At 69.8% G+C, this 25,287-nt stretch carries 18 protein-coding genes; 7 read left to right on the plus strand and 11 right to left on the minus strand.

Translation table 11 applies throughout. The annotated features are described in order from the left end of the window. The first annotated feature begins 14 nt into the window (after positions 1–14). From LE190_RS04775 to LE190_RS04785, 3 genes are all read left to right on the plus strand, one after another. Positions 15–1,163 (plus strand): ABC transporter substrate-binding protein, encoded by a 1,149-nt coding sequence (locus tag LE190_RS04775; RefSeq protein ID WP_225237609.1) that lies wholly within the window; start codon positions 15–17, stop codon positions 1,161–1,163. 2 nt (positions 1,164–1,165) lie between these two features. Continuing rightward, positions 1,166–3,274, plus strand: a complete 2,109-nt coding sequence (locus LE190_RS04780; protein WP_225237610.1) for a hybrid sensor histidine kinase/response regulator — start codon at positions 1,166–1,168, stop codon at positions 3,272–3,274. A 116-nt stretch (positions 3,275–3,390) separates the two neighbouring features. Next, positions 3,391–4,635 (plus strand): endonuclease/exonuclease/phosphatase family protein, encoded by a 1,245-nt coding sequence (locus LE190_RS04785; protein WP_225237611.1) that lies wholly within the window; start codon positions 3,391–3,393, stop codon positions 4,633–4,635. A 32-nt stretch (positions 4,636–4,667) separates the two neighbouring features. On the opposite strand, the gene LE190_RS04790 is transcribed toward LE190_RS04785, so the two are convergent. After that, positions 4,668–5,135, minus strand: a complete 468-nt coding sequence (locus tag LE190_RS04790; protein WP_225237612.1) for an Lrp/AsnC family transcriptional regulator — start codon at positions 5,133–5,135, stop codon at positions 4,668–4,670. A gap of 161 nt (positions 5,136–5,296) precedes the next feature. Between LE190_RS04790 and LE190_RS04795 the strand changes: the two genes are divergently transcribed. Together LE190_RS04795 and LE190_RS04800 are read left to right on the plus strand one after the other, a co-directional pair. Next, on the plus strand, positions 5,297–8,836 hold the full coding sequence (locus LE190_RS04795; protein ID WP_225238052.1) for an indolepyruvate ferredoxin oxidoreductase family protein: 3,540 nt from the start codon (positions 5,297–5,299) through the stop codon (positions 8,834–8,836). Between the two features lie 174 nt (positions 8,837–9,010). Continuing rightward, a complete protein-coding gene (locus LE190_RS04800; RefSeq protein WP_225237613.1) occupies positions 9,011–9,262 on the plus strand; it encodes a hypothetical protein in 252 nt (83 codons plus the stop codon). Between the two features lie 64 nt (positions 9,263–9,326). Here the strand turns inward: LE190_RS04800 and LE190_RS04805 are convergent, their stop codons facing one another. The 10 genes from LE190_RS04805 to LE190_RS04850 form a co-directional block, all read right to left on the minus strand. Then, positions 9,327–10,244, minus strand: coding sequence for an alpha/beta hydrolase (locus LE190_RS04805; protein ID WP_225237614.1), 918 nt, complete (start codon positions 10,242–10,244; stop codon positions 9,327–9,329). A 96-nt stretch (positions 10,245–10,340) separates the two neighbouring features. Beyond that, positions 10,341–10,946, minus strand: coding sequence for a redoxin domain-containing protein (locus tag LE190_RS04810; RefSeq protein WP_225237615.1), 606 nt, complete (start codon positions 10,944–10,946; stop codon positions 10,341–10,343). A gap of 49 nt (positions 10,947–10,995) precedes the next feature. Next, positions 10,996–13,146 (minus strand): protein-disulfide reductase DsbD family protein, encoded by a 2,151-nt coding sequence (locus LE190_RS04815; RefSeq protein ID WP_225237616.1) that lies wholly within the window; start codon positions 13,144–13,146, stop codon positions 10,996–10,998. 171 nt (positions 13,147–13,317) lie between these two features. Next, positions 13,318–15,318, minus strand: coding sequence for an LTA synthase family protein (locus tag LE190_RS04820; protein WP_225237617.1), 2,001 nt, complete (start codon positions 15,316–15,318; stop codon positions 13,318–13,320). Between the two features lie 233 nt (positions 15,319–15,551). Beyond that, positions 15,552–15,896 (minus strand): four-helix bundle copper-binding protein, encoded by a 345-nt coding sequence (locus tag LE190_RS04825; RefSeq protein WP_225237618.1) that lies wholly within the window; start codon positions 15,894–15,896, stop codon positions 15,552–15,554. A 110-nt stretch (positions 15,897–16,006) separates the two neighbouring features. Then, positions 16,007–16,402 (minus strand): hypothetical protein, encoded by a 396-nt coding sequence (locus LE190_RS04830; protein ID WP_225237619.1) that lies wholly within the window; start codon positions 16,400–16,402, stop codon positions 16,007–16,009. A 95-nt stretch (positions 16,403–16,497) separates the two neighbouring features. Beyond that, positions 16,498–17,199: a hypothetical protein gene (locus tag LE190_RS04835; protein WP_225237620.1), complete on the minus strand. Its 702-nt coding sequence runs from the start codon at positions 17,197–17,199 to the stop codon at positions 16,498–16,500. 86 nt (positions 17,200–17,285) lie between these two features. After that, entirely contained in the window at positions 17,286–20,132 is a 2,847-nt protein-coding gene (locus LE190_RS04840) for a PAS domain S-box protein (protein WP_225237621.1), read from the minus strand. 69 nt (positions 20,133–20,201) lie between these two features. Further along, positions 20,202–20,597: an MAPEG family protein gene (locus tag LE190_RS04845; protein WP_225237622.1), complete on the minus strand. Its 396-nt coding sequence runs from the start codon at positions 20,595–20,597 to the stop codon at positions 20,202–20,204. A 101-nt stretch (positions 20,598–20,698) separates the two neighbouring features. After that, positions 20,699–21,958, minus strand: coding sequence for a metal-dependent hydrolase (locus LE190_RS04850; RefSeq protein WP_225237623.1), 1,260 nt, complete (start codon positions 21,956–21,958; stop codon positions 20,699–20,701). 161 nt (positions 21,959–22,119) lie between these two features. On the opposite strand from LE190_RS04850, the gene LE190_RS04855 reads away from it, so the two are divergent. Together LE190_RS04855 and hemN are read left to right on the plus strand one after the other, a co-directional pair. Further along, positions 22,120–23,682, plus strand: a complete 1,563-nt coding sequence (locus LE190_RS04855; RefSeq protein ID WP_225237624.1) for a PAS domain-containing methyl-accepting chemotaxis protein — start codon at positions 22,120–22,122, stop codon at positions 23,680–23,682. A gap of 150 nt (positions 23,683–23,832) precedes the next feature. Next, positions 23,833–25,281, plus strand: a complete 1,449-nt coding sequence (gene hemN, locus LE190_RS04860; protein WP_439847470.1) for an oxygen-independent coproporphyrinogen III oxidase — start codon at positions 23,833–23,835, stop codon at positions 25,279–25,281. The last annotated feature ends 6 nt before the right edge of the window (positions 25,282–25,287 follow it).

Genomic DNA, 25,287 nt, shown 5'->3' on the forward strand with positions numbered 1-25,287 from the left:
TCCTCGCGGCAGGCATGCTGCTGGCCTCCGCCGCCTGGCCTGGCGCGCAGGCGGCGGCGCCGGTGCGCATCGGCCTGGATGCCGAATTCGGCCTCGACAACAGCACCTCGGCGCAGGCCGTCGAACTTGGCCTGCGCGCGGCCATCGGCGAGATCAACCGCGCTGGCGGCGTGCTCGGCGGGCGGCCGCTCGAACTGGTGACCAAGGACCACCGCTCGATCCCGGCGCGCGGCATCCGCAACATCGAAGAGTTCGCGCGCATGTCCGACCTGGTGGCCGTCTTTGGCGGCAGGTTCAGCCCGGTGATCATCGAAGAGCTCCCGACCCTGAAGGCGACCCGTACCCTGTTCATGGCGGCCTGGTCCTCGGCCGACGGCATCGTCGACAACGGCATGCAGCCGAACTACGTGTACCGCCTGTCGCTGCGCGACAGCCTGGCCATGCCCAAGCTGCTGGAGACGGCGCGCAAGCGCGGCCTGCGCCGGGTCGGGCTGCTGCTGACGAATACCTCCTGGGGCCGCAGCAACCTGGCGGCGGCGGAAAAATTCGTGGCCGCCACCAAGGATGTCCGCATCGTGCAGACCGCCTGGTACAACTGGCGCGACCAGACCCTGGTGGCCCGCTACCGGACCCTGCGCGCGGCCGGGGCGCAGGCGGTGGTGCTGGTCGCCAACGACGACGAGGCGGCGGTACTGGTGCGCGAGGTGGCGGCCCTGCCAGCGGCCGAGCGCATGCCGATCCTGAGCCACTGGGGCGTCACCGGCGGCGAATTCGTGCGCCAGGCCGGCCCGGCCCTGAACCAGGTCGACTTCTCGGTGATCCAGACGTTTTCCTTCTTCCAGCTCGACCGCCCGCGGCGCGAGCGCATCCTGGCCAGCCTGGCCGCCGTGTCTCCGGTGCGCCGCATCGAGGACATCAAGGGGCCGGTGGGCGTGGCCCACGCCTATGACCTGATGCACATCCTGGCGCGCGCGATCGACCTGGCCGGCAGCACCGACCGCAAGGCGGTGCGCGACGCGCTGGAGCGCGTGCGTGAACACCGCGGCCTGATCAAGACCTATGCGCCGCCGTTCACGCCCACCCGCCACGAGGCGCTCGGCCCGCGCGAACTGCTGGTCGCGCGCTACCGTCCCGACGGCGTGCTGGTGCCGAGCGCCGACTGAGCATGGCGTGGTCGATTCCCCGCTCGGGCAGCCTGTCGCGGCGCTTCGCGATCGCCTCGGCGATCCTCACCGCTTGCGCGGTGCTGCTGGTGACGGCGACCTCGCTATGGCTGGGCAACCGCCAGCACAGCGCCGCGCTCGCGCTGCTGGAGCAGCGCGAAGCGGCCTTCCATGCGCGTACCGTCGGCAATGCACTGAACACCCTGGCCACACGCATGGATGAGGTGGCGGCCAGTCCGATCCTGGCCACCGCCCTGGTCGATAGCGCGGGCCGCGAGACCTATCTCGCTCCCTTCCTGAACGGGCTGCGCCAGATCAACGGCATCCCGGTCCAGGTGCTGTTTACCGATTTCGAAGGCAAGCCGATCGCCGGCAACGGCGGCGAAGGCTTCGACGCCGAGCAGATGGCCTGGCTGCGCGCCAGCATCGACGCCGGCAGCGAGCGCGCGGCCATCTTCGAGCGATCCGACGGCGCCGAACTGGCCGGCGTCAGCCTGCTGCGCTACTCGCGCACCAATACCCCGGAAGGCGCGCTGGTCTACAAGCTGAAGGTGCGCGACCTGCGGCCCGCCGCCACCAGCGCCCTGAAGTGGAAGGGGCAGGGCGCCGCGACGGGCGGACCCGACGACGGCGGCATCGACCTGCCGCTGGCGGCGCCGGAGCGCTACGCCCACCTGGGCCTGGCGCTGCACCTCGACACGTCCGGCATCGGCGAGATCCTGGAAACGCCCTGGGAGCAGTACAGCCTGGTCGGCGGCGTGGCCCTGCTGCTGGCCGGGGTCGTGTTCCTGCTCGGCTCGCGGCTGTCGCTGGGCCTGACCCAGGACCTGCGCCAGCTCGAGCAGTTCGCCGGCCAGCTGGGCGAGCAGGGCATCAGCACCCGCCGCGCCGAGCTGGCGGGCAGCAGCGAAACCATCAACCTGGCGCGCGCCATCAACGGGATGCTCGACCGCCTGCACCAGCAGCAGGAACGCCTGCAGCGCGAGCACGCGCGCAAGGACGAATTCCTGGCGATGCTGGCGCACGAGCTGCGCAACCCGCTGGCGCCGATCAGCAGCGCGGCCCAGCTGCTGCGCGTGCTGTTCGCCGGCGAGCCGCGCATCCGCCAGGTGAGCGAAGTGATCGGGCGCCAGGTCACCCACATGACCCACCTGGTCGACGACCTGCTCGACGTCTCGCGCGTCACGCGCGGCCTGGTCACGATCAGCAAGGTGGACGTGGAGCTGGGCGCCGTGCTGCGCGACGCCGTCGAGCAGGTCGCGCCGGTGGCCGCGGCGCGCCACCATCACCTGGACCAGGACATCGCGCCCCAGCCGGTCTTCGTGCGCGGCGACCGCACGCGCCTGATCCAGGTATTCGCCAACCTGCTCAACAACGCCGCCAAGTACACGCCGGATGGCGGCCAGCTGGCGCTGTCGCTGCGGGTGGAGGGCAAGGAAGCGCTGGTCGAGGTGTGCGACAACGGCATCGGCATCGGCCCCGAACTGCTGCCGGAAGTGTTCGACCTGTTCACCCAGGGCCAGCGCACGCCGGACCGCGCCCAGGGCGGGCTCGGGCTGGGCCTGACCCTGGTGAAGAAGCTGGTCGAGCTGCACGGCGGCCGGATCGAGGCGCACAGCGAGGGCGCGGGGCGCGGCAGCCGCTTCGCGGTACGCCTGCCCTGCCTGGCGGTGCCGCAGGACGCGTCCACCGCGCCCGGCCAGGCCGGCGCCGTCGGCCTGGCCGCCAGCCGCGCGCGGCGCATCCTGGTCGTCGACGACAACGTCGACGCCGCGCGTACCCTGGCCCTGCTGCTCGAGGCCGAGGGCCAGCAGGTGGCGGTCGAACATACGGCCCAGGCGGCGCTGGCGCGCGCCGCGCTGGAAGACTTCGACGCGGTCCTGCTCGACATCGGCCTGCCCGACATGAGCGGACATGAACTGGGCCGGGCACTGGCGCGCCTGCAGCGCGACAGCGGCCGCGTCCCCAGCGCGCTGATCGCCGTCAGCGGCTATGGCCAGGAGCAGGACCGCCGCATGTCGCGCGAGGCCGGCTTCGCGGCCCACCTGGCCAAGCCGGTGGATGCCGCGGTGCTGATGGATACCATCGCGCAGGCGACCGGCGCCGCCTAGGCGTGCACAGGCCATTGCTGCAAACACAAGACTCCGCGATAATCCCTGTTGCCGTCCAGACGCACGCGTTCCCACCACAGCCATTGCCATGCCGGCCCGCACGCCGGCCCCACACCATGAAAACAACCCGCCTTTCGTTCAAGCCGCTGCCTTTCGCCCTTCTGCTGGCGCTGTCCGCCCCCGCCGTCCACGCCGCCGCGGACGCGCCCGCGGCGCCGCCGGCGCGCATCGGCGTCGCCTCCTTCAACCTGGCCTGGGCCGGTTCGCAGCAGGATTTCGACCACCATGCCGCGGTCTGCAAGGCCGTGTCCTGGTGCGACACGCGTCCGCGCCGCCTGCCGGGCCAGACCACGCCGACCGAAGAGGCGGTGCAGGCGGCGCGCCAGTGCGCGGCCGATACCGAACGCCTGGCGGGCGGCCCCGCGCTGGCGGCGATGATGCCGCCGTGTTCGGCCTACCAGGGCCGCCGCGGCGACCCGCCGCCCACCAGCCAGGACTACGCGGCCAAGCTGGCCGGCCTGCAGGCCACCGTCGCCCAGCTGATCGAAGGGCAGGGCGTGGGCGTGATCGCCTTCCAGGAAGTGCGCTCGGCCGCGGTGGTGCGCACGCTGCTCGGCCGCCATGCGGACCGCTTCAGCGTCTGCGACGCCACCCATGACGGCTTCCAGACCGTGGCGTTCGCCTGGGACCGCAGCCTGAGCCCCGAGCCGGCGGTATGCAGCGTCGAGCACGGCCTGGCCGTGAGCGACAATCCGGGCGACCCGGAAGCGCGCAAGGTGCGCCCGGGCCTGGCGCTGGAGCTGCAGTGGCCGGGACGCCGGCTCAGCTTCCTGAACGTGCACCTGAAGTCGAGCTGCGCCAACATCGTGCCGACGTCCGCGTTCCAGGCACGCCTGCTGGACGATCCGGCGCCCGCCTGCCAGGTCCTGAACCGCCAGGTCGCGCCGCTCGAGCGCTGGCTCGACAGCGTGGCGCAGCGCAGCCCCGAGTTCGTCCTGCTGGGCGACTTCAACCGCCGCATCGACGAGGAGGAAAAGGCCGCGATCAAGCCGGAACAGGTGCGCAGCGACGGCAGCAACCCGGCCGGCGTGCCGGCCCAGGACGCCACCGGCAAGGTGAGCAGCCGCTACCTGTGGCAGGAACTGAACGACGGCACCCGCTCGCTGACCCAGGTGCCGCTGGCCGGCGTCGACCAGGGCTGCCGCGGTTTCACGGGGCTGGACCACATCGTGCTGAGCGATGCGCTCGCGAAGCGCCAGCCGGCCGGCCTGGGCTCGCGCAAGACCGCCGTGGTGCAGGCGCCGAACCAGCGCATCGAGACCAGCGACCACTGCCCGCGCAGCGTCACGCTGTCATTCTGAGCGGATCACGCCCTGCTGCAAGCGGCGCAAGCCTACAGCGGCAGGGCGGTCTCGTACTTCACTTCGCGCAGCGCCACGCTGGTGTTCAGCTGCGATACGCCCGGCAGCTTGAGCAGCACGTTGTGCAGCAGGTCGTGGTAGGCGTCCATGTTCGCCACCATCACCTTGACGATGTAGTCCGAGGTACCGGTCATTTCATAGCATTCCATCACTTCGCGGCAAGCCTTCATTTGCGCCTCGAAGGCCTCCACCACGCCCGCCTCGTGCCGGGTGAGCGACACGTGCAGCATGCATACCAGCCCCAGGTCCAGCTTGCGCCGCTCGAGCAGGGCGGCGTAGCGCCGGATGTAGCCATGCTCTTCGAGTTCCTTCTGGCGCCGCCAGCAGGGCGAGGCCGACATGCCGACCCGCTCGGCCAGTTCGTTGACGGACAGGCGCGCATCCTGCTGTAGTTCGCGCAGGATGCGGATCGAGGCGGGGTCGAGGTAGGATTTTTCCATAATTGGCATCGAATAGAAATAATTTACCTATTGTGCGGCAAAACCCGGCAAGATAGAAATGTTATTTCCTGCTGCCCGACTATCATCTAGCCCATACACACAAGCCCTTGCGCGCACCGTGCGGTGCCGTGGGCAAGCAATGGAGACGATGGATGGGATCGATGCACGAGAACGTGGCCGAGGGTGGCACGGCGGTACTGGCCGACGGCGCCTACCAGCTGGATGACAACCTGAAACGCGAACAGGGAAGGGTGTTCCTGACCGGGACCCAGGCCCTGATCCGGATGGCGCTGATGCAGAAGGCGCTCGACGAACGGGCCGGCCTGAACACGGCCGGCTTCATCTCGGGCTACCGCGGCTCGCCGCTGGGCGCGGTGGACCAGGAAGTCTGGCGCGCCTCGAAGATCCTGCAGCAGAAGGCGATCGAATTCCTTCCCGCCATCAACGAAGAGCTGGGCGCGACCGCGGTACTGGGCACCCAGCAGGTGGGCGGCGACCCGCAGCGCACGGTCGATGGCGTGTTCGCCATGTGGTATGGCAAGGGCCCGGGCGTGGACCGCGCCGGCGACGCCCTCAAGCATGGCAACGCCTACGGTTCCTCGCCGCTGGGCGGGGTGCTGGTGGTGGCCGGCGACGACCACGGCTGCGTGTCCTCGTCGATGCCGCACCAGAGCGACCACGCCTTCATGGCCTGGGGCATGCCGGTGCTGAACCCGGCCAACATCGAGGAATACCTGGAATTCGGCCTGTACGGCTGGGCGCTGTCGCGCTTTTCCGGCGCCTGGGTCGGCTTCAAGGCGATCTCGGAAACGGTGGAGGGCGGCGCGGTGGTGGAACTGCCGCCGGTGCCCGGGTTCAGGGCGCCGGAAGGCTTCACGCCACCATCCGACGGCCTGCACTACCGCTGGCCGGACCTGCCCAGCCTGGCCATCGAACAGCGCGTGGCCGACAAGCTGCAGGCCGTGCACGCCTTCGCCGGCGTGAACTCGATCGACAAGCTGGTGGTCGCGGCGCCCGCGGCCACGCTCGGCATCATCGCCGCCGGCAAGGCCTACCTCGACCTGCTGGAAGCGCTGGCCCGCCTCGGCCTCGGGGTCGAGCGCCTCGAGGACCTCGGCGTGCGCCTGTACAAGCCGGGCCTGACCTATCCGCTCGAACGCAGCCGCCTGCACGCCTTCGCCGGTGGCCTGCGCGAGATCCTGGTGGTGGAAGAGAAGGGCGACGTGATCGAAGGCCAGCTGAAAAGCCTGCTCTACAACCTGGCCCAGGATGCGCGTCCGCAGGTACTCGGCAAGACCGATGCCGCCGGCGCGCCGCTGCTGTCGGCCCTGGGCGAGCTGCGTCCTTCGCGCATCGCGCCGGTGCTGGTGCGCTGGCTGGCGCCGCACCTGCCCGCGCTCGGCCTGCAAGCCCTGCTGCCCCAGTTCTGCCGCGCCGAGGTCCTCTCCAACGGCGCCGACGCCATCAAGCGCACGCCGTATTTCTGCTCGGGCTGCCCGCACAATACCTCGACCCGGGTGCCGGAAGGCAGCCGCGCGCTGGCCGGCATCGGCTGCCACTTCATGGCCAGCTGGATGGGGCGCGACACCTTCACCCTGACCCAGATGGGCGGCGAAGGCGTGCCCTGGGTCGCGGCCTCGCGCTTCACGCGCGAGAAGCACGTGTTCCAGAACCTGGGCGACGGCACCTACTACCACTCGGGCTACCTGGCGATCCGCCAGGCGATCGCGGCGCGCACCAACATCACCTACAAGATCCTGTACAACGACGCGGTCGCGATGACCGGCGGGCAGCCGGTGGACGGCAAGCTCACCGTGCCGCAGATCGTGCAGCAGGTGCTGAGCGAAGGCGCGGCCCTGGCCGTGGTGGTGACCGACCAGCCGGAAAACTACGCGGACGTGACCCTGCCGGCCGGCGTGACGGTGCACCACCGCAGCGAGCTCGATGCGATCCAGCGCCGCCTGCGCGAGCTGCCTGGCGTGACGGTGCTGGTGTACGACCAGACCTGCGCCGCCGAGAAACGCCGCCGCCGCAAGAAGAACAAGCCGGACAACATCGTGTTTCCCGATCCGCCGCGCCGCATGGTGATCAACCCGGCCGTGTGCGAGGGCTGCGGCGACTGCGGCGTGCAGTCGAACTGCCTGTCGATCCTGCCGCTGGAAACCCCGCTCGGGCGCAAGCGCCAGATCGACCAGGCTTCCTGCAACAAGGATTACTCCTGCGCCGAGGGCTTCTGCCCCAGCTTCGTGTCGGTCATCGGCGGGCGCCTGAAGAAGCCGGCCGCCGGGGAACTCGCGCTGGGCCAGCTGGAACAGATGCTGGCGGCCTACCCGCTGCCGCCCGCCTACGATTTCGCCAAGCCCTTCGAGATGCTGGTGGCCGGCGTGGGCGGCACCGGCGTGGTAACGGTGGGCGCCCTGATCACGATGGCGGCCCACTTGGAAGGCAAGGGCGCCTCGACCCTCGACTTCATGGGCTTCGCCCAGAAGGGCGGGGCGGTGATGTCGCACGTGCGGGTGGCGCCGTCGCCGCGCCAGCTGCACCAGGTACGCATCGACCTGCAGCAGGCCGACGCCCTGCTGGCCTGCGACCTGGTGGTGGCCGCGATGCCGGACGCGCTGGCCGTGATGCGGCGCGGCCATACCCGCGTAGTGGCCAACGAGAACGAGAGCCCGACCGCCGAGTTCACGCGCAACCCGGACGCCGACATCCGCAAGGACGACCTGCTGGCCAAGCTCCAGGATGCCGGCGGACCGCTGCTGCGCCTGAACGCCCAGCAGGTCGCCAGCGCCGTGCTGGGCGACCCGATCGGCGCCAACATCCTGATGATGGGCGCAGCCTGGCAGCTGGGACTGGTGCCGGTCAGCCTGCCGGCCCTGATGCGCGCGATCGAGCTCAATGGCGTGGCGGTCGAGATGAACAAGAAGGCCTTCATGCTGGGACGCCTGGTCGCAGCCGACGAAAAAGCCGCGGCGCGCCTGGCCCAGCCCGCGAAGGTGGTGCAGTTTACCCCGCCCGCTGCGCTGGACGAGCTGGTGGCGTTCCGCGCCGACTGGCTGACGAACTACCAGGATGCCGCCTACGCCGAGCGTTACCGCGCCGCGGTGGCGCGGGTGGAAGCGCGCGAACTCGAGATCGACGGACCCGCCTCGAAGCGCGCCGTGAGCAAGGCGATCGCGCGCTCGCTGTTCAAGGTGATGGCCTACAAGGACGAGTACGAAGTGGCGCGCCTGCACACCCAGACCGGCTTCCTGGAAAGCCTGGAGCAGCAGTTCGAGGGCGACTTCCGCGTCGAATACCACCTGGCCCCACCGCTGCTGGCGCGCAGGAAGCCCGGCTCTGACGTCCCGGCCAAGATGCGCTTCGGACCCTGGATGCGCAGTGCCTTCCGCGTGCTGGCGCCACTCAAGGCCTTGCGCGGCACCGCCTTCGACCCCTTCGGCTACACCCACGAACGCCGGGCCGAGCGCCAGCTGTGCGCCGATACCCTGGCGCTGGCCGAGATGCTGGCACGCGAGCTGAACGCCGGGAACCGCGCGGCGGCGCTGAAGCTGGCCCAGCTGCCGGAGTCGATCCGCGGCTATGGCCACGTGAAGGCGGCCAACATGGCGCGCGCGGACACCGAGCGTGCACGCCTGCTGCGCGAGTTCCGCGAGCCGGTCAAGGAAGTCGTGCTGGTGCGCAAAGTGGCGCAATCCTGACCTTGATACCGCGCAGACCCGCGCCATGCCGCGCGGGGGAGGATGATGCTGTCAGGCAAAAATCCGTGTTATACTGCACTGCAACATAACTCGGACAATCGCCGGCTCCTGCCGGCGATTCTCGTTTCTGCGCCTGACTTTCATTTCTTGCATTGCCAACCTGGGAAGACGACCATGGGCCACGACATCAAGACTCTCGGCGAAGCCATCGCGCTGCTGCGGCGCGTGTGGGGCGACGCATCCGGTTTTTTCCTCAGCATCGAGCTATGGCTGATGGTGCTGGTGGCGGCGAGCACGGTCGGCGGCGCGTGGCTGGCGCTCATGGGCGACGCCTGGAGCCTGCTGGCCTTCGCCTTCGCCTTCGGCTACATCGGCACGCGCACCGTCCTGCACCTGAAGCGGATCCTGAACTGGCCCTTCATCTGAGACGAGCCGGCGCCGGTTCTGGTGGTTGACCTGCCAGACCGACGCCCGCAAGTTGCGTTGCTGCTCAAGGCGCTGTCAGGAAGGCCTTCACTTCGTTCTGGAAGCGCTGCGGCTGGTCCCACATGATGAAGTGGGCGCTGTCCGGGATGCGCTTCAGGCTGACCTGCCGCAGCGGCGCGTAGGCGGCCTTGTACACGTAGTCGAACTGTTCGGCCGGCAGCGGCACGGTTTTCGGCTGCACGTAGAGCACGGTCACCGGCCGGCTGATCTTCGGCAGTTCGGGCATCAGGTTGGTCACCAGCAGCTCGTGGTAGGCGCGCGCGCTCACGTCCGGGGCGCTGGCGGCCGAGTCGGCGATGGCGCCGGCGCGCATTGATTCGGTGTTCACCATGCCGGCGATGGTCGCTGCGGTGTTGCTGGCGCGCTGTTCCGGCGTGGCCTTACGGATCGCCGCCGTCATGGCGCCCGCCACCGCCTCGACCTGTGCCGGCGTGGCGCCGGGGCCGGCGAAGAAGCTGCCGAGGTAGGGATACATGTCCACCACCATCAGGCGCGACAGGATGTCCGGATGGCGCGCCGCCAGCATCAGGCCCATGGTCCCGCCCAGCGAGTGGCCGATTACGGCCGGCTGCTTCAGGCCCGCCTCCCGGATGTAGCGTGCGATCTCCTCGGCCACCGGCGCGGCCACCTTGCCTTCCGTGTTGCCGCCCACAGGCTGGCCGGCGAAGCCCGACACGTGCACCAGGTGGTAGCGGTAGCCCGGCAGCGCGGCCACGGTCGATGCCCAGGCGCGCGGCGAGGAGTTCAGGCCGGGGATCAGCACCACGTCAGGACCGGCACCTTCGGTGCGCACCGTGATGCGCGCCGATTCGAAGGGTGCGGCCAGCGCGCTGGCCGGTAGCAGCGCGGCGAAGGTAGCGAAGGTGGCGAAAGCGGTGGCCGCAGCCAGCAGGCTGCGGCGTGGAAGCGAAGTGCGGCGCATGGAGATCCCCTGATTATTTTTGAATACAGGAAATCATCATAGCAGCGCCCGCCGGGCGTGGCGGGTGGCCGCGGCACATTATGTGCGCCGCATGGGTCAGCCGTACTTGACCGAGCAGCCGTAGGGCTTGGTGATGGCCTGGCTGAGGGGCTTGCCGGCCAGTGATTCGTCGATCGCCTGCACCATGTAATTGGTGGCGCCCTTGATGTCGGCCGGATTGGCGGTCGGCTTGCTGTCGATCGCGCCCGCATACACCAGCTTGCCGCTCGGGTCGATCAGGTACATGTGCGGCGTGGTGCGTGCGCCGTAGGCCTTGCCGATCGCGCCGCCGGTATCCATGATGGTGGCGGCCGGCAGCGCTTTCTTCGATTTGACCCACTCGCTGATCGCGGCCGACTTGGAAGCCCGGTCGCCGTCCGCGCTGGTGCTGACCGACAGCCAGACCATGCCCTTGTCGGCGGCGTACTTCTGCACGCCGGGCATGTTGCCGCTGTCGTAGTGCTTCTTGACGAAGGGGCAGTCGGGGTTGACCCATTCGAGTACCACATACTTGCCCTTGTACTGGTCGAGCGAGACCGGCTTGCCGGCCGTGTCGACGCCCTTGAATGCCGGCGCCGGCTGGCCGACCACGGCCTCGGCGAGGGCGCTGCCGTGCAGCAGCAGGCCGGTGGCGAACAGCGAGAGTGCGATGGTGCCTTTCATGGAGTCCTCCTGGGGGTTGGTGGTATTCCTGTCTGCATGTCTGCCGGGGTCAGGAAGCGGGAAGCGTGGAAAGCGCCCGCCTGACTTCGTCCACGCTCGGCAGTTCCGACAGCAGGGCCGGCGGCTGTGCTCCATTGTAGAGCGCATACACCGGTACGCCGCTGCGCCCGAGTTCTTTCAATGCCTGCGTGATCGAAGCGTCGCGCCGGGTCCAGTCGGCGCGCAGCAGCAGCACGCCGCGCGCCCGGAAATCCGCCATCAGGCCCGGGTCGGCCAGGGTGGTGCGCTTGTTGTACTGGCAGGTCACGCACCAGGCCGCCGTGAAGTCGACGAACACCGGGCGGCCTTCTTGGCGCGCCTGCGCCACCGCCTGCGGCGACCAGGCCTGCCAGCCGGCAGTCTCGACCTTGGCCTGGCCCGCATGCGCGTACTCGAGGGCCGGCCAGGCCCAGGTGGCCGTGGCCGCGATGGCGAAGAGGGCCGCGCCGATGCCGGCGAGGCGTCCGGTCTGGCTGCGCGCCGGAATGCCGAGCAGCCAGGTCCCGAAGGCGGCAGCCACGATCAGCCCCAGCACGGCGGCCATGGCGTCGGCGCCGGCCTGCTGCCCGAGCACCCAGAGCAGCCACACCACGGTGGCGAACATCGGGAAGGCCATCAGGGTCTTGAAGCGCAGCATCCATGGTCCCGGGCGCGGCAGCAGGCGCGCCAGCGCAGGGAACAGGCTGGCGGCGAGGTAGGGTGCGGCCATGCCGGCACCCAGGACCGCGAATACCGCAAGCGCCTGGGGCGCCGGCTGGGCCAGGGCGGCGCCCAGGGCTGCCCCCATGAACGGGGCGGTGCAGGGAGAAGCCACGGCCACCGCCAGTACGCCGGTGAGGAAGTCGTCCAGCACCGGATGGCGCGCACGCGCATTGAGCAGGCGGCCGGGCAGCATGTGACGGAACTCGACCAGGCCGGCCAGGTTGAAGCCGATCAGGGTAAACAGGATGGCGAGCGCCGCCACGAAGGGCGGCGACTGCAGCTGGAAGCCCCAGCCCAGGCGTTCGCCGCTGGCGCGCAGCGCCAGCAGCAGGGCGGCCAGCAGCACGAAGGAAGCGATCACGCCGCCCGTGTAGGCGAAGCCGCCGGCCACGATGCGCTTGCGCGCGCCGCCATGCTGGGCGAAGCCGAGCACCTTCAGCGACAGCACCGGGAACACGCAGGGCATCAGGTTCAGCAGGGCGCCCCCGAGGAAGGCGAACGCCAGCACCGGCAGCCAGGGGCCGGCCGCGCCGGCGTCGGCAGGCGCTGGCGCGGCAGATGCGGCAGGTGCGGCGACCGCGCCGGCAGCGGCAGTTGCCGCAGCGCCCGGCTGCGGCCACGCTCCGGCGATCGCGAAGGAGAGCGCGATCCCGGGTGCGCGCTGTCCGGCCGTGATCACCGCCGCCATCGAGGCCGGGCTGTCGCTGCGCTGGGGCGACAGGGGCGCGCGCAGCAGCAGCCGTTCGCCTTGCCATTCCTGGGCCAGGGGCGCCGCGTGGTCGAGCACGGCGCCGTTGGCGGGGAACAGCTGCAGCGGCTGGCCGCGGTAGGCCGGCGGCAGGCCGGCAGCTTCGATGACCAGCGCGTTGTTCTCGATGCGCGCGGCGGCTTGCAGGCCGGGCAGCGCGACCGGCGCGGCGTCGAAGGCGCGCTGGAACAGGGCAGCATGGGCGCTGGCGGGGGCGGGCGCCAGTTCGGTGTCCAGTTCCGCGAATTCGGGGATGCACACCTCTTCGCAGATGAGGAAGTCGGCGCGCAGCTTCACCACGACCGGTCCGCCCCGGTAGCCGGCCGGTACCGTCAGGCGCACCGGCAGCAGCAAGTCGCCCTCGTAGCCATAGTTCATCAGGGGGCCGAGCGGCAGCTGCTTCGGCGTCGGCCAGGCGATGTCCCCGGCGGCGAAGCCGGCAGGCAGGGTCCAGGCGAGCGTCGTGGGCAGGCCGGAGTCGCCCGGATTCAGCCAGTAGGTATGCCAGTGCGGGTCGTGCAGGATGCGCAGGCCCAGCCACGCCTCGGCGCCGGGCGTGAGGCCGGCCGGGGCGTGCACCAGCAGTTCGGCACGCGCATGGCCGGTGGCGGCCGCGGAAGCGGCCCGGGCCCAGGATGCGTGGAACAGCAGCGCCAGCACCAGCAGCAGGCTGCCCAGCCAGCGCGCCGGGTGGCGCGGTTCAGCGCGCATCGGCGCGGTGCAAGTGCATGCTGAAAGCGGTCGTTCGTGCAAACGTGCTCATGTCCTGGCCCCCGGTTCGAATAGCGCGATGTGCGATGGCCGCCGGACATGCCCCGCGTAGCGGGCTGCCCGGCGGATGCACAATAGTATCAGGAACCGGGCCGGAAACCGGCCGCCCTGCTACTTTCCGAGCCGGTAGCGCTGTTCGCGATACAGCAGCGAAGGCAGGAGTACATGGGCCAGCGCCGTCTCGGCCTGGGCCGGGCTCGGCTCGCCGGCGCGGGCGTCGAGCACGCCGCGGGTGGCGTCGTAGCGTCCCAGCATGGGCGCCTTTCCCGGACGCAGGATGGTCGCCGCGCCATCCTCTTCCAGCAACGCGAACACATCGTTGAACTGGATCAGGGCGCGGCCCGGGCTCGTGCTGTCGCGCGCGAAATCGCGGCCGATCATCGGATGCGTGCTCGACACGCCCAGCAGCGACAGAAGCGTCGGCCCCAGGTCGACCTGGCTGGCGACCCGCGCGATGCGGCGCGGCTGGATGTCGGCGCCCAGGATCAGGCCCGGAATGTGGAACTTCTTGACCGGCACCAGCTCGTCCCCGTAGACCCGGTTGTCGTGGTCGGCAACGATCAGGAACACGGTATCCTTCCAGTAGTCCTGCTGCTTCGCGGCGCGGATGAACTTGCCGAGCGCGTAGTCCGCATATTTCACGGCGTTGTTGACGGTCTGGCGCTGCGGGTCGTGCAGGGCGATCTTCCCGTCCGGGAATTCGAAAGGTTCGTGGTTGGACGAGGTGAAGATCAGGCTGAAGAAGGGCTTGCCCTGGGCATGCAGGTCCTTCAGGCGTTCGAGCGACTTGTCGAACAGGTCTTCGTCGGAAGCGCCCCAGCTGCCCACGAAGGCGGGCCGCATCTGCCCGATGTCCACCACGCGCTGGAAGCCGTTGCCCGTGAAGAAGCTGCGCATGTTGTCGAAATGCGCTTCGCCGCCGTAGACGAATTCGGTCTGGTAGCCCTGCTGGCCGAGGCCGGCGGCAAGGGTGTAGAAACGCTGCTGCGCCAGCGACAGCTTGACCACGCTGCGCGCCGGCGTCGGTGCGAAGCCGGCCACCACCGCCTCGATCCCGCGCACCGAGCGGGTGCCGGTGGCGTACAACTGTTCGAACCACCAGCCTTCATCCTTGAGCCGTTCGAGTTCCGGCGTCACCGGCAGGCCGCCCAGCGACTGCACGAAGGTGGCGCCCAGGCTCTCCTCGAGCACGATGACGAGGTTGAGTGGACGGGCGCGCGCGATCGCCGCCTGCTGGGCGTGCAGCGTGGGCCGCTCGGGATCGGCGAAGCTGGCATCGGCCAGCCATGGCGCGGCGCGCACCCGGGCCAGCACCTGCTCGCGCGGCAGGGCGCCGTAGATTTCCGAGGAACGCGCTTCCTTGCGCATCGACCCGATCGCGTCCAGCACCGACCAGGCCGAATTGATAACCAGCGAATTCACCAGCGCGTCGCCGGTGAGCGCGAACAGGGCCGGGTTGGCCGGACGGTGGCCGGTGGTCGAGCGCACCTGCATGAACACCAGCACGCACAGAAGCGGCCAGAGCAGCAGCAGCCTGCGTGCCGGCCACGTGCGCATGTCCGCCGAGGCGCTGCGCAGCAGCCGGAACAGCAGCACGCCCAGCACCACGGTAAGCCCGACGCCCAGCAGCAGCGCGGTGCGGAAGCCATGCCAGAGCGTGGCCAGGACTTCGCGCGGATAGCTGAGGTATTCGACGAACAGCCGGTTCGGACGGACGTCGTACTGCAGGATGAACTGGGGCGAAGACAGTTCCATGAAGACGATCAGGACCAGGGCGAAGCTGGCCCAGACCAGCGTTCCCGTGCGCCAGAACCTGGCGGCGCCGCGGTGCGCCAACAGGGGCGCGAACAGCAGCGGAATGGCCAGGAAATAGCCAAGCAGGATAAGGTCGGCGCGCAGGCCCTGCAGGAACAGGAGACCGTCGATGCCGGTGGCACCCACCCGCGGCCACTGCCAGGCCGCCAGGCCAAGCCGCGACAGGCTGAGGATGGCCAGCCCGAGCAGCAGCATCTGCAGCAGGACCGCATAGGGCCCGGCCCAGAGCGTGGCACGCGCGAGCCAGGCCGTCGGCGCCGTGGCGCGGGGAGTATTACCGGAAGGGAAAGTGACCATGAACGCTGCTTGCCATGCCTGGAAAGAACGCATCGCCAGGCGATGCATCGACGGCGCCACGGACCGGGCCGCAGCGGCCGCGGCCAGGATCGGCAGCGGCGGTCCGATGCTATAGGGCAACTGATCAGCGTGGTGTTACTGCCCCGTTAAGACCGCGTTAAGAATCTTTCCCACGAAACAAGTATTAGGTGGACAAAGTCCGCCCAGTGGCGGGCGCGGCGCTCCCGCGCGGCTCAGATGTGGCGTTCGCGTGCGTGCTTGTCGCACTCGGCCGCGCAGCGCTCGCACGCCGCCTGGCACTCGGCGCAGTGCTGGTGCATCGCGGCGTGTTTCCCGCATTCGGCCGCACAGGCACGGCAGATGTGGGCGCACAGGGCGCAGAAGTCGCCATGGTGGGGTGAGCCGCGCAGCATCGCATTGGCGGTGGCGGCGCAGATGTCGGCGCAGTCGAGGTTGACGAGCGCGCACTGGTTCTGGTTCTCGCGGATGTCGGCCGCCGCGCACGCCTGGCAGGCGCGCAGCGCTTCCTGGCAGGCCTGAATGCAGGCCTGGATGTTCGCCATTTCGGTTTGACCCATTGTCGTCTCCTCGCGGTCGTGATCGAGCCGCCATGCTAGCGCAAGGCCCGCTCGGCAAGCGTCCGATTCCGGACTGAAACTATCGGCGCATTGCAGGGAGGCAGCCCATTTCAGGCGGCTTCCTCCGCGCGCGAGCTGCCGTCCGGCGACCGCCCCAAGCCTGTGCGCGGCCGGATGCGCGCGGGACGCACCCGTGGCGGGGGCGGCGGTGGAGCGACGGGCCGGACCTGGGTCAGGGCGCCATCGAAAGGCAAGACCGTATCGTCGATTTCGCCAGTGGCGCCGGTCGCGCCGGCGAGGAACTGGCCGATCGCGATCCTCACCAGGCTGCGGTTGCTGAGTTCCGCCGCCAGGCCGACCTTGCGGCTGTGGTAAAGATAGGTGGAAGTCACGCCGTCCGGTCCGGTGATCTCGACCTTCTTCGGCAGTGAAAATCCATAGCGTCCGGTGGCCCAGAGCTTCACCAGGCAGACGCTGCCGTGTGGGGTATGGAAGCGAAAATTCATGACCAGATGCTAATCTGGCCCGGCTGCTAGCACGCGAAGAAATTGTTCCAAACCGTAACGGGTGAAACACTCCTTTCCCTCAGGTACGAACCGTCTCAGTCGCGGCGGTAATAGACACCGGTGTGGCGCACGTTCAGGCCACCGCACGCGCCATTGTCGTCGGCCACCAGTGCCTTCCCCACGCGGACCAGCCGTACTTCGCAGCCGTCTTGCGCCGCGCTCGCGCGCCTTCCTGCTGGCTCGACCCGAAGCGGGGCGCGCATGCCGCCGAAGTGGGCCCGTGGCTCGCCGTCCAGGCCAGACCCGCCATCCCAGCGCAGGCGCGAAGCGAGGACCAGGCTCTGTCCCTGCTCAGGCGTCTTGCCCGGCGCGGCAAGGGTGATGCGGATGCTCCCACTGCCGTCCGACCACAGGCCGGTCCAGCCGCGCACCGGATCGACCGGCATAGCCGGCAGCAGCGCCAGGCTGCGCAGCGGAATCCAGGACACCGTTTCCTGATTGCGCCCCTGGTGCCAGACACAGGCCCACCCGGCATTGCGCTTGCCCACCAGCACGGCATCGCCTGGCACCAGGTAGGCCGGACGGCGGCACTGCGCGCCCCGGGTTGGACAGCCGTCGAGGTCGCTGAAGAAATGAATCTTCTCGCCTGGTTGGCCGGTGACCACGCCCCGGTCCAGTTGCTCCTGCTCGCGCGGGAACAGCCCGTTGCGGCAGTACGCGGCGTCGGCCGGGGCCGCGGCCGACGCCGCGTTTGCCAGGGCCAGCAGGAACAGGAAGCAGGGTGTCGGGTGGCGCACGGCTCGGCTTTCAAAAGGAAAGCAGCAGCATAGTGGCGCGTCCTGGCCTGCGCAATGCGCCCGGCATGAAAGTGCGGACGAAGGTTTCAGGCGGACTGCGTTCGGGCGCGGCCGATGATCTCCAGCAGCGCTTCCAGCTCGACCGGCTTGACGAAATGGTGGTCGAAGCCGGCGCTGCGCGCCAGCACCCGGTCGTGCGCCTGGCCATAGCCGGTAAGGGCGATCAGGCAGGCCGTGCGCGCGCCAGCCTGCGCGCGCAGGCGGCGCGCCAGCGCGTAGCCGTCGATGTCGGGCAGGCCGATGTCGAGGATGAACACGTCCGGCCACGCGGCCGCGGCCTGCCCGAGCGCCGCCTGCGAGCCGTGCGCGCAGCCGACCTCGTGCCCGAGCGAGCGCAGGATCTCGGCCAGCGAGAGCGCGGCGTCGACATTGTCGTCCACCACCAGGATGCGGCGCCGGCCCGTGCTGGCCGGCACCGGGCCGGCCGCCGCTACGGCATCCGCTACGGCTTCCGGGGCAGGGCCGGCCACCGGCAGCGTGACCGTGAAGGTACTGCCCATGCCCAGGCCATCGCTGCGCGCGGCAACCCGCCCGCCATGCAGCTGCACCAGGCTGCGCACCAGGGCCAGGCCCAGCCCGAGCCCGCCCTGCGAGCGGTCGGGCGTGCGCTCGGCCTGGGTGAACAGGTCGAACACGTGCGGCAGCATGGTGCGGTCGATGCCGATGCCGTTGTCGCGCACCGCGATCGTCACGCCCTCCGCGCCGGTTTCCACCGACAGCGCGATGTGGCCGCCCTGGGCGGTGTACTTGGCGGCGTTGTTGAGCAGGTTGGCCAGCACCTGCACCAGCCGGATGCGGTCGCCGTCCACCCAGCAGGGCGCCGGGCCGATGTGCAGGTCGAGCGTGTGGCGGCGCGCCTCGACCAATGGGCGCGCCTGCTCGACCGCGCTGGACAGGACCGACTTGATGTCGACCCGGCCGCGCTCGAGCTGCACCAGGCCGCGCGTGACGCGCGAGACGTCCAGCAGGTCGTCCACCAGCGAAGTCATGTGGCGCACCTGGCGGATGATCACCTCGCTCGACTGGCGCACGCGCTGCGGGTCGAGGGCGGCCATCGCCAGCAGCTGGGCCGCGTTGCTGATCGGCGCCAGCGGATTGCGCAGCTCGTGCGCCAGCATCGCCAGGAACTCGTCCTTGCGCCGGGCCTGGGCGCGCAGCTCGTCCTCGCCGGTCTTCTTGTCGTGGATGTCGGTCAGGGTGCCCATCCAGCGCGTGATCCTGCCGCCCGCGTCGTGCGAGGGCAGGCCGCGGTTCAGCATCCAGCGGTACTCCCCGGAATGGTGGATCAGGCGGTGCTCGGCTTCGTAAGGCACGCCGCTGGCAACGCTGTGGCGCCAGCGCTGGAGCAGGCCGGGCAGGTCGTCCGGGTGCACGACCCCGTTCCAGCCGTTGCCGAGCACGCGCTCCCCGGGCACGCCGGTGAACGCCGACCAGCGGGTGTTCATGTAGTCGATCAGGCCGGTGGCATCGGCCGACCACACGATCTGCGGGATCAGGTTGGCGATCATGCGGAATTTCGCCTCGCTGTCCTTCATCGCGCGCTCCGCCTCGACCTGGGCGGTCAGGTCCATGTTGGCCGCCACCGCGCCCACCAGCGCGCCGTCGGCATCGCGGATGGCGGCCGCCTGCACCAGGATGGTGCGGCGGGTGCCGGGCGCGCCGAAGGGCTCGATCTCGAACACGCCGCCGGCGCTGTCCTCTCCCGCCAGGGTCCGGGCGATCGGCCAGTCGCCTGCCAGCAGGCGCTGTCCCTCGCGCGCGGTGCCGGGCGGCCACCAGCCTTTCCATTCGGCGTATTCATCCACCGCGTCGGACTGCGGATGGGCGCCCCAGATCCGGCGGTTGAAGGCGTTCGACACCAGCAGGCGGCCGGCCGGGTCGGCATACACGATGCCGACCGGGGCCGCGTCCAGCAGCACGTCCAGCCGGCGCGCGCTCTCGTCGGCGCGGCGCAGGGCGGCCTGGACCTGGCGTTCGCTTTCGATGCGGGCCCCCTCGGCGCGCTTGCGGTCGGTGATGTCCACCGCGATGCCGGCGAAGCGGCGCGACCCGGTGGCGGCATCGGCGAACACCTTGCCGCGCGCGTTGACCCAGACCTCGGCTCCCGAGCGCTGCGGAATCCGGTATTCGATGTCGTACAGGGTCTCCGCGAGGATCGCGCGGTCGATCGCAGCCAGCACGCGCGGCCGGTCTTCCGGGTGGATCATGTCGGTGAAGCGCACCAGTGCCGTGCCTTCGCGCGCCAGCGCGGCCTCGACCTGGAACAGGCGCGCGAAGCGCTCGTCCACATGGGTGGCGGCGGTCTCCAGGTCGTAGGACCAGGTACCGATGTTGCCCGAGGCTTCGAGCGAGAGCGCGAGCCTTTCCTCGGCTTCCTTGTGGCGCGCCAGCGCGCGCACCTTCTCGCTCACTTCGATCACGGAACACAGCAGGCCCTGCACGACCCCGTCCTCGTCGCGCACCGGGCTGTACGAAAACGTGAACCAGGCCTGCTCGCGGTAGCCGTGGCGCTCGACGATGGTGCCGAACTCCTCGAACACGAAGGATTCGCCGGCCAGGACCCGCTTCGCATAAGGGCCCAGCGCAGTCCAGACCTCGGCCCAGACCTCGGGGAAAGGACGGCCGAGCGCGTCCTGCGCCTTGTTGCCGAGCAGGGGCACGTAGGCGTCGTTGTAGAACAGGACCATGTCCGGGCCCCAGGCCAGGAATGTGGGGAAGGAAGAGGACAGCACGATGCCGAGCGTCGTGCGCAGGGCCGCCGGCCAGGTGGAGGGCGCGCCGAGCGGATGATCGCGCCAGTCGTGGGCGTGGATGCGGGCGCCGGTCGCCCCGCCGTTGGCCAGGCAGGCGAGCATGGGTTCGGAAGACGTCACGGCAATCCTGGCGGTTGGAAAACCGGCGATTTTACCGGGAATGCCGCCCAGGGCGCGCCGGCGCGCGGTTCAGGGCGCGAGGATCGCGGCAAACAGCAGCACCAGCCCGGCCAGTGAAGCGAACCATACGAGGCTGCGCAGCACCGGGATGCCGGCTGCATACAGCGGCAGGTAGGCGATGCGCGCGCCCAGGTACAGCCAGCAGCCCCACAGCGTCAGTGCGCCTTCGCGTCCGGCCACGTGGGCCACCAGCACGGCCGCCGCGAACAGGGGCAGGGTCTCGAACAGGTTGGCCTGGGCCCGCTGCAGGCGCGCCGTCACCGGGCGCGGCGGCGGGGCGGCGCCGTCGCGCGGCCCCATGCTGTAGGCCATGCCGGTTTCCTGGTCGCGCAGCAGGGCGGTCAGCAGGATCTGGCCCAGCGCCAGTACCAGGGTCCAGCCTAGCAGCATCAGTTCGGTCGTCATGCGGGGTCTCCATGCTTGTCGCCAGCGTGGCGAGGAATTGTCAATACGCCAATCTTGTCATCATACGTGATAAGCCCGCCTGCCGCCACCCCGGCCGCCCTTCAGTTCGCTCCGGGCGGACGCCCGAGCAGGTCCGCGCGCGGATAGCTCCAGGTGGCCAGCGGTGCCGGGCACGGATCGCCGGCCCTGGCCGCATACGGCAGGGTCGAGAAGTTCGGCTGCCCGGGTGGTCCGAAACGCAGGTCGGTGGCTGCGCCGTCCAGCAGCGACGGCACGCGTGCGAAGCGCAGCCAGGCCTCGAAGTGGCAGTTACTGCGCTGCAGGTCCTGGAACGCGGCGATGCTGCGGGTTTCGGCGTACTTCCAGGCCAGGGCCGTCGCGCGGCTGCCCGGTTCGCCGCCGAACCGGCGCGGGCAGGCCGCGACCGGCGTGATGCCCGGCGCCAGGCTGAGTACGCCAACGCGCACCGTATAGGTGCGGGCCCGGCCAGGCCCAGGCCCAGGCGCAGGCGCAGGCCCCATGGCGACCGTGGCGAACGACCAGCACAGCGGATTGGCCGGGAAGGACGACAGCGGCAGGTCGAGCACCCGGCTGCCCGGTGCCGTACTGTCAAGCGCGGCGCGGATCTGGGCGCGGGCGGCCTGGCCGGCGAGCGCCTGGACGCCGACGAAGCCGGCGCAGGCGAGGACGGCGGCGACCAGGCCCGCGCCCGCGCCCAGGCGCCGCCCGCAGGCGAGCACCGCCAGCGCCAGCGCGGCCAGGCCGGCCAGCGAGCCCCACTGCAGGTAGCCGAGCCAGGTGAACAGCAGCGGCATCGCGGTGAAGGCCGCCAGCCCCAGCCAGCGCAGGATGGGACGCGACGCCAGCGGCGCCAGGGCAAAGCCGAGCGCCGTCCAGAACACCGGTTCCACGATGAAGACCAGGTCGCCATACAGCCAGCGTGAATCGACCGGATGGAACGGGTGTACGCCGTACACATTGAGGGCGTCGAAGCCCAGGTGCAGCACCATGCCCAGCAGAGCCGTGCCGAGGACTGCCCGGCGCGCAAGCGGGTCCGCCCGCAGCAGCCGGCGCAGGCCCGGCCACAGCAGCCACGCCAGACCCAGCAGCAGCGCCACCTGCGGCAGCGCATACAGCAGGGTATGGGTATGGCCGCGGTGGTGGATCAGGTAGCCCAGCGGGGCCGGAAGCAGCGGGGTCAGCACCAGGTCCAGGTCCGGAAAATTACTGGCCAGCAGGCCGGTCAGGAGCAGGGCGTGGCGCCGCGTCGGTCCCTGGACGGGAGCCGCGGAAGCGGGCAGGGAGCGCTCGACCAGCTCGCCCAGCGCAAGGCCGACAAGGGAATGGGTAATGTTGTCCATGGCGCAATCTTACACTGCCGGCAACAATATCCGCTGTTGTTGAAGTTTCTACACGGAAATATTATTGTGCCAGATTTGATCCAGGTCAAGAATTTCGACGATCATGCTTGCTAGAATCTTGCGTTGCAAAATCTTGCCTTCGGGCAATTAGGAGAAGTGTCGTGCGCGTCAACCTGCCGGTCACCGGCGTCGAATACCTGCTCGAAGAAGGCCAGTCGATCGTTTCCAAGACCGATACCAAGGGCCGTATCACCTATGTCAATCCCAGCTTCGTCGAGGTCAGCGGTTTCCGCGAGGATGATTTGCTGGGCAAGGCGCACAACATCGTGCGCCATCCCGACATGCCCGAGGAAGCCTTTGCCGACTTGTGGGCGACCCTGAAGGCGGGCGAACCCTGGACCGGCGTGGTCAAGAACCGCCGCAAGAACGGCGACTTCTACTGGGTGGTGGCGAACGTGGTGCCGGTCAAGGAGGCCGGCCGGGTGACCGGCTTCATGTCGGTGCGCACCGCGCCCAGCCGCGCCCAGGTACAGCAGGCCGATGCGCTGTACCGGCGTTTCCGCAGCGGCGCCGCCAAGGGACTGGCGCTGCGGCGCGGCGCCGTGCGGCGCCTCGGCTGGCGCAGCCGCCTCGCGGCGCTGCGCAACCTGCCGCTGGCGCGCCGGCTCGGGATCATGATGGCCGGCCAGTCGGCCCTGATGGCCGCCCTCGCCTTGGCCGCCGATGGGCTGGTGTGGAAGGCGCTGGCCGGCATCGGCGCGGCAGCCACCCTGGCCGCCTGGGCTGAACTGCACCGCAGCATCGCGCGCCCGCTGGCCGAGGCTACCGCCGCCGTGCATGCGCTCGCCGGTGGCGACCTGTCCCACCCGCTCACCGTGCGCGCCGGCGGCCAGGATGAGATCGGCCGCCTGCAGCTGGCCCTGCGCCAGCTGAATGTCAACCTGCAGGCGATCGTCGGCGACGTGCGCCGCAACGTGGCCTCGATCGAGCACGCGACGCGCGAGATCGCGTCCGGCAACGGCGACCTGGCCAGCCGCACCGAGGACCAGGCCGCCAGCCTGGCGCAGACCGCGAGCAGCATCGCCCAGGTGGCGGCCGCGGCCGGACAGAACGCCGACAGCGCATTGCGCGCCGACCGGCTGGTGGTGGCCGCTTCCAGCGTCGCCGGGCGCGGCGGCGAAGCGGTGGGCCGGGTGGGGGAAACCATGGAGCGCATCAGTGCCTCGGCCGGCCGGATCGTCGACATCATCGGCCTGATCGACGGCATCGCCTTCCAGACCAACCTGCTGGCGCTGAACGCGGCGGTGGAAGCGGCGCGCGCCGGCGAACAGGGACGGGGCTTTGCCGTGGTGGCGGGCGAGGTACGCAGCCTGGCGCAGCGCTCGGCGGCCGCCGCCCGCGAGATCAAGGGCCTGATCGAGGCCTCGGTGGCGCACGTCGGCACCGGCAGCGAACTGGTGGGCGATGCGGGACGCACGATGCGCGAGGTGGTGGACTCCGTGCGCGAAGCCGCCACCATCATGGACGACATCACCGGCGCCAGCCGCGAGCAGGACGCCGGCATCGCCGAGGTCAACCTGGCCATGACCCGGCTCGACCGGATCACGCGCGAGAACGCGGCCCTGGTCGAGGAATCGGCTGCCGCCTCGGCCAACGTGGCCGCCGAGGCGGCCCGGCTGGTACAGGCGCTGTCGGTATTCAGGTTCAGCGCGTCCGCCAGGTAAGGCGCACCGAGAAGTGTGTCAGTATTTGATGCAGGTCAAGGATTCAGATGACATCGGTCAATAAACTGCCTGCTATTCGAGCCGATATGCACTTCCGCACATCGGCGGCAGCAGGAGTAGATTGACATGCAAGCAGCAGCTTTCCCGGCCATGGCCAGGCCCATTATCCCGATCCAGCCGGCCCCGGCCACTCACACGGTCCAGGCCGCTGCCGGCGCCGAGTTCGACGCCGAACTGCTGCGGCGGCTCGGCAAGTCGGGCCCGCGCTACACGTCCTACCCCACGGCCGACCGCTTCGGCACCGACTTCGGCTACCGCGACTACCTGCACGCGGTGGCCGGCCTGCGCACCCGCGGCGGCGCGCGCCCGCTGTCGCTCTACCTGCACATTCCGTTCTGCGACACGGTCTGCTACTACTGCGCCTGCAACAAGATCGTCACGAAGAAGCGCGACAAGGCCGTCACCTACCTGGCCTACCTGAAACGCGAAATCGCGATGCAGGCGGCCCTGTTCGCCGGGATGAACGAGGTCGAGCAGCTGCACTTCGGCGGCGGCACCCCGACTTACCTGTCGGACGCGCAGATGGACGACCTGATGGCCCACCTGCGCCGCAGCTTCCGCTTCGCTCCGGATGAAGCGGGCGAATATTCGATCGAGGTCGACCCGCGCACGGTATCGGCCGAACGCGTGCATACCCTGCGGCGCCAGGGCTTCAACCGCATCAGCCTGGGCGTGCAGGATTTCGACCCCGAGGTGCAGCGCGCCGTCAACCGGATCCAGCCCGAGCACGAGACGCTGGCCGTGATCGAAGCCGCGCGCGCCGCGGGCTTCCGTTCGGTGAGCATCGACCTGATCTACGGCCTGCCGAAGCAGACCCTGGACAGCATGCGCCAGACCCTGGACAAGGTGGTCGCGGCCAATCCCGACCGCATCGCCGTGTACCACTACGCCCACATGCCGCACCTGTTCAAGCCGCAGCGCCGCATCGAGGAGGCCGACATGCCTTCCAGCGACACCAAGCTGCGCATGCTCCAGCTGTGCATCGAGCGCCTGGGCGCGGCCGGCTATGTCTACATTGGCATGGACCACTTCGCCAAACCGGACGACGACCTCGCCGTGGCGCAGCGCCAGGGCCGCCTGCACCGCAACTTCCAGGGCTACTCGACCCATGCCGACACCGACCTGGTGGCCTGCGGCGTGTCGGCGATCGGCGCCGTGGGCGCGACCTACAGCCAGAACGTCAAGACGCTCGACGAGTACTACGAGCTGCTGGACCAGAACGAGCTGCCGGTGGCGCGCGGCTTCCGGCTCGGCATGGACGACCTGCTGCGCCGCAGCCTGATCCAGAAGCTGATGTGCCAGTTCGAAGTCTCGATCCCCGCGCTGGAGCAGGCCTTCCCGATCGTGTTCGCCGACTACTTCGCGCCCGAGCTGGCGCGCCTGCGCCAGATGCAGGACGATGGCCTGGTGACGATCGGCCCCGACTGGCTGAGCGTCACCATGAAGGGGCGCCTCCTGATTCGCAACGTGTGCATGGTGTTCGACCGCTACCTCGCCATGGCGCGCGCGGAGGGTCCGCGCCATTCGCAAACCGTGTGAGCGGTC

The organism is Massilia hydrophila (genome assembly GCF_020208145.1).
In the GTDB taxonomy this organism is placed as follows: Bacteria; Pseudomonadota; Gammaproteobacteria; order Burkholderiales; family Burkholderiaceae_D; genus Telluria; species Telluria hydrophila.

What these genes read in the sequence shown, in the direction of transcription:
- LE190_RS04775 (WP_225237609.1), top strand. Translation starts at nt 15, where the DNA reads ATGCTGCTGGCCTCCGCCGCCTGGCCTGGCGCGCAGGCGGCGGCGCCG.
- LE190_RS04780 (WP_225237610.1), top strand. Translation starts at nt 1,166, where the DNA reads ATGGCGTGGTCGATTCCCCGCTCGGGCAGCCTGTCGCGGCGCTTCGCG.
- LE190_RS04785 (WP_225237611.1), top strand. Translation starts at nt 3,391, where the DNA reads ATGAAAACAACCCGCCTTTCGTTCAAGCCGCTGCCTTTCGCCCTTCTG.
- LE190_RS04790 (WP_225237612.1), bottom strand. Translation starts at nt 5,135, where the DNA reads ATGGAAAAATCCTACCTCGACCCCGCCTCGATCCGCATCCTGCGCGAA.
- LE190_RS04795 (WP_225238052.1), top strand. Translation starts at nt 5,297, where the DNA reads ATGCACGAGAACGTGGCCGAGGGTGGCACGGCGGTACTGGCCGACGGC.
- LE190_RS04800 (WP_225237613.1), top strand. Translation starts at nt 9,011, where the DNA reads ATGGGCCACGACATCAAGACTCTCGGCGAAGCCATCGCGCTGCTGCGG.
- LE190_RS04805 (WP_225237614.1), bottom strand. Translation starts at nt 10,244, where the DNA reads ATGCGCCGCACTTCGCTTCCACGCCGCAGCCTGCTGGCTGCGGCCACC.
- LE190_RS04810 (WP_225237615.1), bottom strand. Translation starts at nt 10,946, where the DNA reads ATGAAAGGCACCATCGCACTCTCGCTGTTCGCCACCGGCCTGCTGCTG.
- LE190_RS04815 (WP_225237616.1), bottom strand. Translation starts at nt 13,146, where the DNA reads ATGCGCGCTGAACCGCGCCACCCGGCGCGCTGGCTGGGCAGCCTGCTG.
- LE190_RS04820 (WP_225237617.1), bottom strand. Translation starts at nt 15,318, where the DNA reads ATGGTCACTTTCCCTTCCGGTAATACTCCCCGCGCCACGGCGCCGACG.
- LE190_RS04825 (WP_225237618.1), bottom strand. Translation starts at nt 15,896, where the DNA reads ATGGGTCAAACCGAAATGGCGAACATCCAGGCCTGCATTCAGGCCTGC.
- LE190_RS04830 (WP_225237619.1), bottom strand. Translation starts at nt 16,402, where the DNA reads ATGAATTTTCGCTTCCATACCCCACACGGCAGCGTCTGCCTGGTGAAG.
- LE190_RS04845 (WP_225237622.1), bottom strand. Translation starts at nt 20,597, where the DNA reads ATGACGACCGAACTGATGCTGCTAGGCTGGACCCTGGTACTGGCGCTG.
- LE190_RS04850 (WP_225237623.1), bottom strand. Translation starts at nt 21,958, where the DNA reads ATGGACAACATTACCCATTCCCTTGTCGGCCTTGCGCTGGGCGAGCTG.
- hemN (WP_439847470.1), top strand. Translation starts at nt 23,833, where the DNA reads ATGGCCAGGCCCATTATCCCGATCCAGCCGGCCCCGGCCACTCACACG.